Source organism: Mycobacterium montefiorense, from assembly GCF_025823255.1.
GTDB lineage: Bacteria > Actinomycetota > Actinomycetes > Mycobacteriales > Mycobacteriaceae > Mycobacterium > Mycobacterium montefiorense.
In genome coordinates this window covers 62912-77525 of the sequence record NZ_JACKVL010000008.1, presented here as the reverse complement: position 1 = coordinate 77525, position 14614 = coordinate 62912, and the positions used below count along the sequence as shown (strand labels likewise).

Annotated in this window: 11 protein-coding genes and 2 rRNA genes; 7 read left to right on the top strand and 6 right to left on the bottom strand. The window is 61.5% G+C overall.

Annotation, left to right across the window (positions count from 1 at the left end):
* Positions 1-8: 8 nt before the first annotated feature.
* On the top strand, positions 9-803 hold the full coding sequence (locus H7K34_RS06745) for a PIG-L deacetylase family protein (RefSeq protein WP_264061063.1): 795 nt from the start codon (positions 9-11) through the stop codon (positions 801-803).
* Here the strand turns inward: H7K34_RS06745 and H7K34_RS06740 are convergent.
* Together H7K34_RS06740 and H7K34_RS06735 are read right to left on the bottom strand one after the other, a co-directional pair.
* On the bottom strand, positions 800-1882 hold the full coding sequence (locus H7K34_RS06740) for an alpha/beta hydrolase (RefSeq protein WP_372510705.1): 1083 nt from the start codon (positions 1880-1882) through the stop codon (positions 800-802). The two genes, H7K34_RS06745 and H7K34_RS06740, sit on opposite strands and share 4 nt — an antisense overlap.
* 181 nt (positions 1883-2063) lie before the next feature.
* On the bottom strand, positions 2064-3290 hold the full coding sequence (locus H7K34_RS06735) for an MFS transporter (RefSeq protein ID WP_264061061.1): 1227 nt from the start codon (positions 3288-3290) through the stop codon (positions 2064-2066).
* A 90-nt stretch (positions 3291-3380) separates the two neighbouring features.
* Between H7K34_RS06735 and H7K34_RS06730 the strand changes: the two genes are divergently transcribed.
* The 3 genes from H7K34_RS06730 to mbtM all read left to right on the top strand — a co-directional run bounded on the left by H7K34_RS06730 (position 3381) and on the right by mbtM (position 6466).
* Positions 3381-4250, top strand: coding sequence for a LysR family transcriptional regulator (locus H7K34_RS06730; protein WP_264061060.1), 870 nt, complete (start codon positions 3381-3383; stop codon positions 4248-4250).
* A gap of 387 nt (positions 4251-4637) precedes the next feature.
* On the top strand, positions 4638-4901 hold the full coding sequence (locus tag H7K34_RS06725) for an acyl carrier protein (RefSeq protein WP_264061059.1): 264 nt from the start codon (positions 4638-4640) through the stop codon (positions 4899-4901).
* A complete protein-coding gene (gene mbtM / locus H7K34_RS06720; protein WP_264061058.1) occupies positions 4898-6466 on the top strand; it encodes a long-chain-fatty acid--ACP ligase MbtM in 1569 nt (522 codons plus the stop codon). Before H7K34_RS06725 ends, mbtM begins: the two co-directional genes overlap by 4 nt.
* 8 nt (positions 6467-6474) lie before the next feature.
* Here the strand turns inward: mbtM and H7K34_RS06715 are convergent, their stop codons facing one another.
* Positions 6475-6954: a VOC family protein gene (locus tag H7K34_RS06715; protein ID WP_264061057.1), complete on the bottom strand. Its 480-nt coding sequence runs from the start codon at positions 6952-6954 to the stop codon at positions 6475-6477.
* A 32-nt stretch (positions 6955-6986) separates the two neighbouring features.
* A complete protein-coding gene (locus H7K34_RS06710; RefSeq protein WP_108925157.1) occupies positions 6987-7424 on the bottom strand; it encodes an Lrp/AsnC family transcriptional regulator in 438 nt (145 codons plus the stop codon).
* A gap of 183 nt (positions 7425-7607) precedes the next feature.
* On the opposite strand from H7K34_RS06710, the gene H7K34_RS06705 reads away from it, so the two are divergent.
* The 3 genes from H7K34_RS06705 to H7K34_RS06695 all read left to right on the top strand — a co-directional run bounded on the left by H7K34_RS06705 (position 7608) and on the right by H7K34_RS06695 (position 11204).
* Positions 7608-9161: an acetolactate synthase large subunit gene (locus H7K34_RS06705; protein WP_264061242.1), complete on the top strand. Its 1554-nt coding sequence runs from the start codon at positions 7608-7610 to the stop codon at positions 9159-9161.
* Positions 9162-9228: 67 nt separating this feature from the next.
* Entirely contained in the window at positions 9229-10716 is a 1488-nt protein-coding gene (locus H7K34_RS06700) for a DNA-3-methyladenine glycosylase 2 family protein (protein ID WP_264061056.1), read from the top strand.
* Positions 10713-11204 carry a methylated-DNA--[protein]-cysteine S-methyltransferase gene (locus tag H7K34_RS06695; protein WP_264061055.1) on the top strand — a complete coding sequence of 164 codons (492 nt, stop codon included), beginning with the start codon at positions 10713-10715 and terminating at the stop codon, positions 11202-11204. Before H7K34_RS06700 ends, H7K34_RS06695 begins: the two co-directional genes overlap by 4 nt.
* Positions 11205-11250: 46 nt before the next feature.
* Here H7K34_RS06695 and rrf read toward each other — a convergent pair.
* A 5S ribosomal RNA gene (gene rrf, locus H7K34_RS06690) occupies positions 11251-11363 on the bottom strand.
* A 95-nt stretch (positions 11364-11458) separates the two neighbouring features.
* A 23S ribosomal RNA gene (locus H7K34_RS06685) occupies positions 11459-14545 on the bottom strand.
* Positions 14546-14614: the final 69 nt, after the last annotated feature.

The following is a 14614-nucleotide window of genomic DNA, read 5'->3' as shown; positions in this document are numbered from 1 at the left end:
GTAGTTTCGTGGCCACACTCGTCGCCTTTCACGCCCACCCCGACGACGAGGTGGTCCTCACCGGCGGAACCCTCGCCGGGGCGGTGGCAGCGGGGCACCGGGTAATCCTGGTCACCGCGACCGACGGGCGCATGGCCGACGAATCCGACCAGAGAATGCATGAATTGCGTTCGAGCGCAAGCATTCTCGGTGTGCACCGGGTGGTGTGCCTTGGCTACGCGGACAGTGGCTTCGGGCCGACCTTCTACCCCGATCCGCCCGGTCGGGTCAGGTTCGGGCGGGCGGAGGTCGAGACGGCGGCACAGCAGCTGGCCGCCATACTTCGCGACGAGGACGCACAGCTGCTGCTGACGTATCAGCGCAACGGCGGGTACGGCCACCGGGACCATGTTCAGGTCCATCATGTCGGCAAGCGTGCCGCCGAGTTGACCGCGACTCCGCGGATTCTGGAGGTGACGATGCCACGCGAATTACTGCGTCGCGTGGGCAATCTTTGTCGCCTGCTAAGCGTTCCGCCGCCCTACCCATCCGACACGATTCACACCGCATATGCCCCGCGGGCGACGATCACCCACCGGATCGACGTCCGTAAGTTCGCACGACAAAAACGAGATGCGTTCGCCGCCCATCGCTCACAGATCGGCAGCGGAGCGGGCGTGCGTTTGTTCGGGCTGCTGATGGTGCTGCCACCCCAGGTGTTCGGACTGGTCTTCAGCCACGAATGGTTCGTCGACCCGGAGGCGCCCCCGGGCACCATGCGCCGCAATATCTTTGACGCGCCCGCTCGAGGTGGGTGTGACTAGGACGACTGGTGGCGAAGGTGTGCCCGCAGAGCCGAGGTGATCTCGGCAACCGCCGAGGCGCAGGCGCCCCCGAGAGCATCGAATTGGCCGAAGCCGTGAATCAATGAGCCGAATCGGCGTAGATCAACAACGTTGCCGGCCGCTTCGAGCGCCGCCGCGTAGGACTCGCCCTCGTCGCGCAGCGGGTCAAACCCGGCCGTAGCCACGATGGCCGGCGGCAAGCGGGTGAGGTTTTCACCGCGCAGCGGGCAGACTCGAGGATCGGCGGCGTCCACGCCGCTACCGTCCAGGTAATACGAACTCATCAGAGCGGGGTCTCTCGCGGTCAAAAGGAAGCCCTCCGCGAACAGCTTTCGCGAGGCAGTATCGGCGCCCAGATCGATTACCGGATAGAGCAGCAGCTGTAGTGCCGGCGAGATACCGTCGTCGCGAGCTTGGTGCGCGACGACGGCGGCCAGGTTGCCACCCGCGCTGTCGCCACCGACGCAGATCTTGCCGGGATCGGCTTGTAGGTCGTCGACATGCGAAACGGCCCATCGATAGACCGCATAGCAATCCTCCAGCCCGGCGGGCGCGGGGTGCTCGGGAGCAAGTCGGTAGTCGACTGACAGCACCTGGACCCCGGCGTCGCGACATATCAATCGGCAGAGCCTGTCATGCGTGTCAAGATCGCAGAAGATGAAGGCGCCACCGTGGTAGAACACCAACAATGGGGCCCGGCCGGCCTGCTCGGATCGGTAATGCCTTGCGGCGATGGGACCTTCAGCGCCCGGTATGGTCAAATCGTTGACGACAATGCCCGCAATCGGATTGCGATTGAACGGTGCGATCGTCTCGCGGACGTTCTTGCGTACGACAGCCGGCCGATCCCCGTCGGTGAGGTTTTCCAGTCCCATCGCTTTGCGCGCAGCCAGCATTATCTGCAGGGTAGGGTCGAGCACATTGCCGTCAATTGTGGTCGCCCGCCGACCTATCAGCATTCGCTTCGCGCGGTCTGGTATCAGCGGTAAGGCCCTGGCACCCAAGCTGTTTCCCGCGGAGTTGACCGCTGCCATCACTCTGGAATTGGGTTCTAGCATTTGACGCACGCTCCCCGGATCTTTTAGCTTTTTTCCGCGCTCGGATATCGCATCCGTTGCCCAGACTCCAATAGTGCGGCACCGGGACGCAAGCTATCGGCCGTAGCGCGCACCATTTCGGCCATAGTGCGCACGCGCTGAACTACCCTCACGTCGTCATCGGCTTGGTAGCGCCAAACTACTAGGACAAACTGCGAACCCGAACCGGCACAGCCTCTTTTACCAGTGACGCCACCAGTAGCAGCGCAAAGATCAGCAGCGTTCCGACAAACCAGACCGTGACCGGCCAGCCACCCACGCTGTAGACGACCCCGCCCAACACCCCGGCTACCGACCCACCGAGGTAGTAGCTGAACAAGTACAGCGCCGACGCCTCGGCACGATCCCGAAGTGCCACGGCACCCACCCATCCACTGGCAACCGCGTGCGCGGCGAAGAATCCGCCGGTGAAGACCGCGGTTCCGAGCACGATCACCGGCAATGCATTCGGAAGCGTCGTCAGCAGCCCTGCCACCATGCTCGGCAAGGCGATACCGAGCACCAGCGCGCGCCCCCTACGGTCGGCGAACCGCCCCGCGGCAACCGAGGCCCAGGTGCCCACCAGATACAGCAGGAACAACAGGCCCACGATCGACGGCGCCAACCCGAACGGCGCGGCGGCCAGTCGATAGCCGAGGTAGTTGTACACGGTGACGAATCCACCCATCAGCGTGAAGGCCAAGGCAAAAAGCCTGAGCAACACCGGATTTCGCAGATGCACGAGCAGATTCTGCGTGGTCGCCCGCATGCTCACCGTCTTCGGCGTAAAGGACTGGGACCGGGGCACCAGCACGGCGAACACCAGCGTGGCGACCAGAGTCGCCAACGAGCACACCAACAGCGCGACCCGCCAGTTGCTGACCTCGAGCACCAGCGCCGGGATGATCCGACCGGCGCAGCCGCCAATCGTCGTCCCGGCGATGTAGCGCCCCATCGCCGATCCCAACGATGACGCGTGGACCTCTTCGGCGAGAAACGCCATTGCGACCGCGGGTATCCCGGCGAGTGCGACGCCCTGCAATGCCCGTCCGACCAGCAGAACGCCGAGCGTGGGATTGAACGGCAGCAGCAATCCGATCACGCTGGAGGTGATTCCCGAGATCAGCATCACGGTGATGCGCCCGTACCGCTCGGAGAGCACGCTTGCCGGAACCACAAACAGTGCCAGCATGCCGGTGGTGAGCGAGACCGTCAGCGCCGAGGTGGCCGGGGAGATCCGGTAGTACGCCGACAGGGCGGGAAGCAGCGCCTGGGTGCAGTACATCGCGGCAAAACTGGCCAGCCCGGTGCCGCACAGTGCCGCGGTGACTCGCCGATATCCGCTGCTGCCGGCGTAGTGCGCGGTGGGAGTGGCCGCGAGCTGTGTCATAGCAATGATGCTCCGCGACGGCCGATTGAATCGGAAATGCATTATTTTTGAAACTATGATGCTATTACGGCATAAGTAGAGGTGGTAGACATGGCCGATGGGGACTTCGAGTGGTTCCTCACACTCGCCGAACTTCAACATGTGACCGCGGCGGCTCAACAACTTCATATCGGGCAGCCGACACTGACCCGGATGCTGGCGCGCTTGGAACGCCGGCTGGGGGTGGCGCTGTTCGATCGCCGCGGCCGGCGACTCTCGCTGAGCACCTATGGCCGGATCTTCTACGAGCACGCTCGCCGGGCCCAATTGGAGCTCGATTCGGCCAGGCGCGAAATCGAGGACCTGAACAACCCCGCCGCCGGCGAGATCCGGCTCGGCTTCTTGAGTTCGTTCGGATCGATCGCCGTGCCTCGCCTGATCGCGTCCTTCACACAGGTGTCACCACGCGTGACGTTCACACTCGAGGAGGGCGCTTCCGAGGTCATCAACGATCGCGCGCTGGCGGGCGTCATCGACGTCGGAGTGGTTTCGCCTAGGCCGAAGACGTCAGCTCTGGCTTGGCGCAGCCTGTTTCGCCAGCGCCTTGGCGTCGCCGTCCCCCACGATCACCCGCTGACAAGCATGCCGACGGTGTCCATGACAGACCTGGCCGACGAGCCCTTCGTTGCCATGCATCCGGGATACGGCATGCGTCAATTGCTCGACGAGCTTTGTGTCGCAGCGCAATTCCAGCCACGCATCGTGATGGAATCGGCGGATCTGACCACCACCGCCGGGCTGGTGGCCGCCGGCCTAGGCATCAGCCTGACACCGATCGACGGCAGCGAGCGTGCGCCCGGCGTCAACGTGCTGCGCCTGGCCGACGCCGACGCGTACCGCGACATCGGGATGGTCTGGGATGCGGCTCGGCCGTTGTCCCGCGCCGCCCGGGACTTCGTCGCTGCCGCTGCGCCCGCTTAGTCGGCGGGACCGCCCGGCTACCCGAAAGAGGTTGTCGCCGAGACCATTTCGGACGTCACTGAAATCCGGGAAACCAAACGACACGTCGGCGCCAGCCGACGCGTTATGGCCGCGCGCAAAACTCGAAAACGCTTGGAATACTGCAAGTTCGACACCCCGGCGCTGCACAGACCGAGGCTTCCACCCAAAACCCTCCCCTGAGTTAGTGGAGCCTGCCCTAACTATTGGTACCGTATCGTCATCGACTTCGCAACCCCCCGACTACGTCGGGCAACGTACAGCCAGCGAATTTGCTTCGAACTGAACGCATTTCGCTCACAGAATCTAAATCAACCTTCTATTATTGATCCTAGCCTTACCTAAACATCTTGTGTAGCGTGGCTCGCCATGAACTCAGCTACCTCGTCGAGGCCTCCTTCCGTCAACGAAACTTTGATTGTCATCCTGCGTGAAGATCTCGATCTCAGAGTCGAATCTGTCACTGCCACAACACGACTCATTGACGATCTAGGGATGGACTCGGTGGCCTTCGCGGCCGGACTGGTCGCGATCGAGGACCGGTTGGGCGTGCAATTGACTGAGGAAGACATCCTGACCTGCAACACCGTGGCCGACCTGCAGGTCGCGATCAATAGCAAAGCATCAGCGTGAGCCCACTCGCAAGCGCGATGCGAAGCGCGATGACACAGTCCGCACACGATCTGGTGGTGCTGGACAAGGAAACCGACACGTGGACACGCCGACCCTGGACCGAAGTGCACGGCATAGCGGAAAGCATCGCGACGCGCATACTTCGACAGGATCGCCTCGCGGCAATCGGTCTCGTCGGCGAGCCGACGGTCGAACTCATCGCGGCAATCCAAGCCGCATGGCTGGCCGGTGCGGCGGTGTCGATCCTTCCGCGGCCGCGCCGCGGCGCCGACCCGCAGGATTGGGCCAAGGCCACCCTGGACCGATTCTCGGGAATCGGCGTCAGCACGGTGCTCAGCCATGGAAGTGCGCTGGAGATACTGCGCGGCAGCGAGGCCCGGCCGGACGTCCTTGACCTCACCGCAGCAGCGAGCACCTCGACATCCACATCCCTTACTCGTCAACCCGATTCGGATGCGGCGATCCTACAAGGCACGGCGGGGTCGACCGGCAACCCGCGCACCGCGGTGCTGTCGCCGTCCGCTGCGCTCAACAATCTGCGTGGCCTCATCCAACGACTGCAACTCGACGCGGCCCACGACCTCGGCTGCTCCTGGGTACCGATCTATCACGACATGGGACTCATATTCGCGTTGTCGTGTGCACTGAGCGGAATTCCTTTGTGGCTGGCCCCGACCGGTGCGTTCTCGGCAGCACCGCTTCGGTGGGTTGACTGGCTGTCGGACAGCAAGGCCACTTACACCGCCGGTCCCAACTTTGGATACTCCGTGATCGGCCGGTACTCCCGCAGCATTTCCAATGTCGATCTCGGGGCGTTGCGCATCGCGATCAACGGGGGTGAGCCGGTCGACTGCGACGGATTCGAACAGTTCGTTACGGCCATGGCACCCTTTGGTTTCCGGTCTTCGGCAGCGACCCCGGCATACGGAATGGCCGAGTCCACCTGCGCGGTGACGATGCCCGCGCGTGGGGACGGTTTGCGAATCGACGAGCGGACCCGGGGTGGCGCCACCCAGCAGTATGCCCTGCTGGGTGAGCCCATCGAAGGCACCCAATTGCGTATCGGCCAGGCGCAGGACGGATTTGACGATAGCGTCGGCGAGGTCGAGATCCGCGGTTCCTCGATGATGACGCACTACCTCGGCCAGGAGCCAATTCACGCCGACAGTCAGGGAGAGTGGTTTCGCACCGGAGACATCGGCTATCTCGTTGACGGTTCGTTGGTGATCTGTGGTCGATCCAAGGAGGTCATCACGATCGCCGGACGGAACATCTTTCCCACCGAGATCGAACAGGTCGCGGGGCAAGTCGACGGCGTTCGGCAGGGCGCCGTGGTCGCCGTCGGTTCCAAATCCGGTGCCGCCCAATCTCGGCTGCTCATCGCGGCCGAGTTCGTGGGGTCAGATCACGATGTCACCCGTAGCTCCGTCATCAAACGAGTAGTGTCCGTTTGCGGGGTGACGCCGTCCGATGTCGTGTTGATGGAGCCCGGAACGCTGCCCAGGACCTCCTCCGGAAAGCTGCGGAGGCTGGAGGTGCGCAGCGCGATAGAGGCCGCGCGATGAGCCGGACCTCATGGAGTGGAGGGCCGCCAGAGCTGCAGTGTGGTGCGCGCGCCCGCGGGCAGCTCGAGAATTTCGATGGGCGTGTCGTCGGGGTCGTAGACGAAGAACATTCGCACACCGCCGATGTCGACAACCGGCTCGGTGCGCACATCCGGATGCCGGCTCCGCAGGCTCGCGTAGGTGTCGTCAAGATCGGCGACGCGAAACGACATGTTGGTGTAGCCGCGGTGCGGGCCGGCGGGGCCGGCGGGTACATCGCCCAGGAAAAGCAACTCGATCATCACTCCCCCGATCAGTCCACCGACCATGCGACCCTCCTGGGCCGCGCCGCCGGTCACAGCGTCAAGTCCGTTGCCCTCGAGTTCGACATCGAAGACGACGTCGATGCCCAGCACCGCGGTGTAGAACGCCAACGAGTTCTCCATGTCGGAGACGCCGACGCAGACGTGGGAGAAGTTCTCGACGGCGATGGGTCTCGACTGGGTCATGCGGACTCCTTCGGGGTGCTTCCAGTGGTGCGTTAACTCGACTTCACCGTTTTCATCGCAATCTGAGAGCGAATTCTCGATATCCCGGGCAGGGCCGCCAGCTTGTCCGCATACAGCTTCTCGTAGTCGGCCAGATCGGCGGCCGCGATCAGCAATACGTAATCTGGTGTGCCCATCATGCGGCGGCATTCGACGATCTCCGGAAGCGCCACGACTGCGTTTTCGAATGCTTGAATCGCGGCCGACTCGATCGGCCCCAAGTCAACATATGCCGTCACCTTGAACCCTCGCCCGAACGCATCATCGTTGATGATCGCGCGGTAGCCCCGAATCACGCCGTCCTGCTCCAAGTTTCGGACTCGCCGCAGGCACGAGGAAGGACTGAGGCCCACCCGGGTGGCCAGCTCGAGGTTTGACAATCGCCCATCCGCGGACAGATGGCGGATTATTTCATGATCCACTGCATCCATGAAATTTTATTCTAGGCAATCTCTATTGTGTGGTCAAACTTGGTGCCAAATTCGGTATAGCCTCGAATATACTTGATATTGTAGATCTCCGGCCGGCAATGACGCCACGGACAGATTCATCAGTGAACCGAGTCAAAGCAAAAGGTCGGTAAAGTGAGCGATTCCTTGGACCGCGATAGCGGAATGAATGGTGCCGAGAGTCTGGTGCGCACACTCATAAATTGCGGTATTGACACCTGCTTCGCCAATCCGGGCACCTCCGAAATGCATTTCGTCGGCGCTCTCGACAGGATCGACGGGATACGTCCGGTGCTCGGCCTCTTCGAAGGCGTTGTGACCGGCGCCGCGGACGGCTATGCGCGCATGGCCGACAAGCCAGCGGCAACGCTGCTGCATTTGGGCCCCGGACTTGGCAACGGTTTGGCCAATCTGCACAATGCGCGCAAGGCGCAGTCGCCGGTCGTCAACATCGTGGGAAGCCACGCTACCGAGCACCAGCGGTTCGAGGCTCCATTGACGTCGGACGTCGAAGCCTTCGCCCGGACGGTCTCGCATTGGGTTCATACGTCGAGGAATTCGCAGCTGGTTGCCGCCGATGCGGCTCGCGCAGTTCAGGCCGCCCGGCAAGCACCCGGTCAGATCGCGACCCTGATCCTGCCCGCTGACACCGCATGGACCGCCGCCGAGCGGGCAGCCGCCATGCCGGATGTCATTGGGCCGTCGCAGGTCTGCGACGATACGGTCCGTCAGGTGGCGAAATTACTTTCGGCGCGGCCGGGAAAGTCGGCATTTCTCCTGCGGGGCAACGCTTTACAGGGACGCGGACTCTTGGCTGCCGGCCGGTTAGCAGCCTCCGTGGACGCCCGGCTCATATGCGACACCTTCAGCCCGCGGATCGAGAAGGGTGCCGGCCGCGTCATGGTGGAGAGGCTGCCGTACCGACCGGCGGATGCACTCACGTTCCTGAGCGGCATCGAGCATCTCATCCTGGTGGGTTCGCAAGCGCCAATTGCGTTTTTCGCGTATCCCGATCAGGCCATCGAACTCACTCCGAGTGGCTGCGTGCCCACCGTCCTCGCACACCCACATGAGGATGCGACCTCGGCTCTGGAGCAGCTGGCCAATCTGCTTGGCGGCGAAGATTACTCGGCGACCGTTGCTATCGGCGACGCACCCGAGCTGCCCACCACGGCGACGCTGAATGCCGACTCGATCATGCAGACGGTTGCCCACTATCTGCCGGAGGGGGCGATCATCAGTGACGAGAGCCTGACGTCCGGCTTCGGGCGTCCGTACTCCTACCTGAATTCGGCTGCGGCGCACGACCATCTGCACTTAGCCGGCGGCTCGATCGGTCAAGGTATACCGCTGGCGACGGGTGCGGCAATCGCGTGCCCCGATCGCAAGGTGGTGAACCTCGAAGGTGACGGCAGTGGCCTCTATACCCTCCAGGCGCTGTGGACACAGGCACGCGAGCGGCTAGATATCACAACCATCATCTACGCCAACCGTTCCTACAAGGTTCTCAATGAAGAACACCAGATCGTCGGAGCCAAACATCCCGGCCCCAAGGCCGCAGCGATGTTCGATTTGGATAACCCGCAGATTGATTGGGTCGGCATGGCCGAAAGTATGGGAGTCGAAGCCTCACGTGTCACAGACGCGATGAGTTTGGCGGTCGCGATCAAGTCCGCCTTCGCTGATCATGGCCCGCGGCTGATCGAGGCCGGCATCTGACCTGTTCATCCACGATGATGTCGCTTTTCCGCCAGTCTTGTCGGTGGATAGGTGTAACTGTGGAAGCGTGCATGACGATTTCGAACGCTGCTACCGGGCGATCCAATCCAAGGACGCCCGGTTCGACGGCTGGTTCGTCACCGCCGTACTGACCACCCGGATCTACTGCCGGCCCAGTTGCCCCGTGCGACCGCCGTTCGCTCGTAACGTGCGGTTCTATCCGACGGCGGCGGCTGCGCAACGGGGTGGTTTCCGAGCGTGCAAGAGATGCCGCCCGGACGCCTCCCCGGGCTCTCCCGAGTGGAATGTGCGCGGCGACGTCGTTGCGCGGGCCATGCGGCTGATCGCCGATGGCACGGTAGACCGCGACGGAGTGGCCGGACTGGCCGCCCATCTCGGGTACACCACCCGACAACTGGAACGGCTGTTGCAGGCAGAAGTCGGCGCCGGTCCGCTCGCGCTGGCTCGCGCGCAACGAGGTCAGACCGCCCGGCTGCTAATCGAGAGCACGGACCTGCCGTTCGGTGATGTCGCGTTCGCCGCCGGCTTTTCCAGCATCCGCCAGTTCAACGACACCGTGCGCCTGATGTTCGAAAGCACTCCGACCGCCTTGCGCAGACGCGCGGCGGCCCGATTCGGATCGAACCCGACTTCGCCTGGGACAGTGAGCCTTCGGCTGCCGGTGCGCACACCATTCGCTTACCAGGGAGTCTTTGGCCATCTGGCCGCGGGCGCGGTCCCTGGCTGCGAGGAAGTGCGCGACGGCGCGTATCGGCGCAGCCTGCGGCTTCCCTTCGGCAACGCGGTGGTCGCGCTGACGCCGGCCGTCGATCACGTCCGCTGCCTGCTCGTGCTCGACGACTTCCGCGATCTGACGACTGCGATCGCCCGCTGCCGGCGATTGCTCGACCTCGACGCCGACCCCGAAGCGATCGTGGACACGCTCAGTCGCGACCCGCTGCTTACCGCCGTCGTGGCCAAGGCACCGGGACAACGCATTCCCCGCGCGGTCGACGAGGCCGAACTCGCGGTGCGCGCGGTGCTGGGTCAACAGGTATCGATCAAGGCCGCCGGAACCCACGCGGGCCGATTGGTCGCTGCATACGGGCAACCAATCCACGACCCGGAAGGCACACTGACGCATACCTTCCCGTCGGTCGAACAACTCGCCGAGATCGATCCCATTCATCTGGCTTTCCCCAAGTCCCGGCAACGTACGATGACCGCGCTGGTCGCCAGCCTCCGTGATGGGAGCGTTGTCCTGGACGCTGGATGCGACTGGGACAGCGCGCGTACCCAACTGCTGGCGCTGCCGGGAGTCGGCCCCTGGACCGCAGAGTTGATCGCGATGCGCGGCCTCGGTGACCCGGATGCCTTTCCCGCCAGCGACCTTGGGCTCCAACTCGCCGCCAAACAGTTGGGCTTGCCGACGGATCAACGAAAACTCATTGAGCACAGCACCCGATGGCGCCCCTGGCGCTCGTATGTCACCCAGCACTTGTGGGCCACCCTCGAGCACCCGGTAAACCATTGGCCGCCAAAGGAGGTCGCGTGATCGCATACCGCACCATCGACAGCCCGATCGGATTGCTCACCCTGGCCGGCCGCGGCTCGGTATTGACCAATCTGCGGATGGTCGATCAAACCTACGAACCGAGCCGCGCCGGCTGGTCGCCCGACCCGGGAGCATTCGACAAGGCAGTCGATCAACTGACCGCGTATTTCGCGGGCGAGCTCACGAGTTTCGATGTGGAACTGGATCTGCGGGGCACCGAATTCCAGCGTCGAGTGTGGGAGGCGCTCTTGACCATTCCATATGGCGAAACACGGTCGTACGGCGAGATCGCCGAGCAGATCGGGGCGCCCGGCGCTGCGCGCGCTGCCGGATTGGCCAATGGCCACAATCCGATTGCTATCGTCGTACCCTGTCATCGCGTCATTGGCGCCAATGGAAGCCTCACCGGCTTCGGCGGCGGAATCGAGCGAAAGCGGACACTGCTCGAATTGGAGAATCAACGGTCGAATTTGACGCTATTCGACTAATTAAGAATGCAAAAACGCCCCCTTTGCAGGGGGCGTTTTTGTGTATGTTCGGCGGTGTCCTACTTTTCCACCCGATCGGGCAGTATCATTGGCGCTGACAGGCTTAGCTTCCGGGTTCGGAATGGGACCGGGCGTTTCCCTGTCGCTGTGGCCGCCGTAACTCTATTTATTTTTCCATTCAAGTGTATTGATGGGGGGTGTGGTGTCGACACGGCAATAAAGCCATGGACACTGGATTCGTGGTTGCGAGTTGTGTTGGTAAGTTTTCGGCCGGTTAGTGCCAGTTCCCTGCACTCATTACTGAGCTTCCAGGTCTGGCCTATCAATCCCGTAGTCTGCGGGGGGCCTTATCCCTCTAAAAGGGTGAGAAACCTGATCTTGGAGAAGGTTTCCCGCTTAGATGCTTTCAGCGGTTATCCTTTCCGAACGTAGCTATCCAGCCGTGCCCCTGGTGGGACAACTGGTGCACTAGAGGTTCGTCCGTCCCGGTCCTCTCGTACTAGGGACAGGTTTCCTCAAGTTTCTGACGCGCGCGGCGGATAGAGACCGAACTGTCTCACGACGTTCTAAACCCAGCTCGCGTGCCGCTTTAATGGGCGAACAGCCCAACCCTTGGGACCTGCTCCAGCCCCAGGATGCGACGAGCCGACATCGAGGTGCCAAACCATCCCGTCGATATGGACTCTTGGGGAAGATCAGCCTGTTATCCCCGGGGTACCTTTTATCCGTTGAGCGACACCCCTTCCACTCGGGGGTGCCGGATCACTAGTCCCGACTTTCGTCCCTGCTTGACTTGTAGGTCTCGCAGTCAAGCTCCCTTGTGCACTTACACTCAACACCTGATTGCCGTCCAGGTTGAGGGAACCTTTGGGCGCCTCCGTTACATTTTAGGAGGCAACCGCCCCAGTTAAACTACCCGCCAGGCACTGTCCCTGAACCCGATAAGGGTTCGAAGTTAGGTGTCCAATACGGTCAGAGTGGTATTTCAACAACGACTCCGCTCTAACTGGCGTTAGAGTTTCACAGTCTCCCACCTATCCTACACAAACAGTACCGAACACCAATACCAAGTTGTAGTGAAGGTCCCGGGGTCTTTTCGTCCTGCCGCGCGTAACGAGCATCTTTACTCGTAGTGCAATTTCGCCGAGTCTATGGTTGAGACAGTTGGGAAGTCGTTACGCCATTCGTGCAGGTCGGAACTTACCCGACAAGGAATTTCGCTACCTTAGGATGGTTATAGTTACCACCGCCGTTTACTGGGGCTTAAATTCTCCGCTTCACCCTTACGAGTTAACGGGTCCTCTTAACCTTCCAGCACCGGGCAGGCGTCAGTCCGTATACATCGTCTTGCGACTTCGCACGGACCTGTGTTTTTAGTAAACAGTCGCTTCCCACTGGTTTCTGCGGCCGGTTCCCGCTCGCAGCGCAAGGCTGTTCACGGTAAGCCGGCCCCCCTTCTCCCGAAGTTACGGGGGCATTTTGCCGAGTTCCTTAACCATAGTTATCTCGTACGCCTTGGTATTCTCTACCTGACCACCTGTGTTGGTTTGGGGTACGGGCCATGTATGCGCTCGCTAGAGGCTTTTCTTGGCAGCTGAGGATCACCGAATTCGCCTCAATCGGCTATGCATCACCTCTCAGGAATATGAGCGACGGATTTGCCTATCGCTCTCCCTACAGGCTTGCCCCAGTATTACCACTGACTGGTACGGCTACCTTCCTGCGTCACCCCATCGCTTGACTACTACCCATCCGGGTCCCACGCAGCCGGCAGTCCTCGCACCCCGAAGGGATTGATAGACCACCTTTTGGGTGGTTAGCAGAATGGATTCGTCAGGGACGCTCATACACGGGTACGGGAATATCAACCCGTTGTCCATCGACTACGCCTGTCGGCCTCGCCTTAGGTCCCGACTCACCCTGGGCGGACTGGCCTGGCCCAGGAACCCTTGGTCTTTCGGCGGGCAAGGTTCTCACTTGCCTAATCGCTACTCATGCCTGCATTCTCACTCCCCCACACTCCACCATCGGTCACCCGACAGCTTCTCTGCATGAGGGACGCTCCCCTACCCAACCTTGCGGTTGCCGCGGCTTCGGCGGTGTGCTTGAGCCCCGCTACATTATCGGCGCACAATCACTTGACCAGTGAGCTATTACGCACTCTTTCAAGGGTGGCTGCTTCTAAGCCAACCTCCTGGTTGTCTCTGCGACTGCACATCCTTTTCCACTTAGCACACGCTTAGGGGCCTTAGCCGGCGATCTGGGCTGTTTCCCTTTCGACGTACGGAGCTTATCCCCCGCCGTCTCACTGCCACGCTATACACCACGGCATTCGGAGTTTGGCTGACGTCAGTAACCTAGTAGGGCCCATTGGCCATCCAGTAGCTCTACCTCCGTGGTGAAACACGTAACGCTGCACCTAAATGCATTTCGGGGAGAACCAGCTATCACGGAGTTTGATTGGCCTTTCACCCCTACCCACAACTCATCCCCTCAGTCTTCAACCTAAGTGGGTTCGGGCCTCCACGCGGTCTTACCCGCGCTTCACCCTGGCCATGGGTAGATCACTCCGCTTCGGGTCCAGAACACGCCACTGAATCGCCCTATTCAGACTCGCTTTCGCTGCGGCTACCCCTCACGGGTTAACCTTGCGACATGTCCCTGACTCGCAGGCTCATTCTTCAAAAGGCACGCCATCACCCCACAAGGAGGCTCTGACGGATTGTAGGCACACGGTTTCAGGTACTATTTCACTCCCCTCCCGGGGTACTTTTCACCATTCCCTCACGGTACTAATCCGCTATCGGTCATCGAGAAGTATTTAGGCTTACCGAGTGGTCTCGGCAGATTCACAGCGGATTTCACGGGCCCGCTGCTACTCGGGAGTTGATACTAGGCAGGTGCCGGGTTTTCGCGTACCGGGCTCTCACCGTCTATGGCGGGCCATCCCAGGCCACTTCCGCTAACTACGACACTTTCTGACTGCCCCTCAGCCAGGTAGAGCTGAGACATATCAATCCCACAACCCCGCACACACAACCCCTACCCGGTTAAACATGCGTGCGGTTTAGCCATGTTCCGCGTTCGCTCGCCACTACTAGCGGAATCACTTTTGTTTTCTTTTCCTACGGGTACTGAGATGTTTCACTTCCCCGCGTTCCCTCCCGCACCCTATATATTCAGGTACGGGTAACACGACATAACTCGTGCTGGGTTTCCCCATTCGGAAATCCTCGGATCAACGCTCGGTTGACAGCTCCCCGAGGCATATCGCAGCCTCCCACGTCCTTCATCGGCTCTCGATGCCAAGGCATCCACCATGTGCCCTTAAACACTTACAAACACAAAAACCAAAAGAAATAAAATTACACAAAACGAACACGCAACCGTTGCCGGCAACGCATTCATTT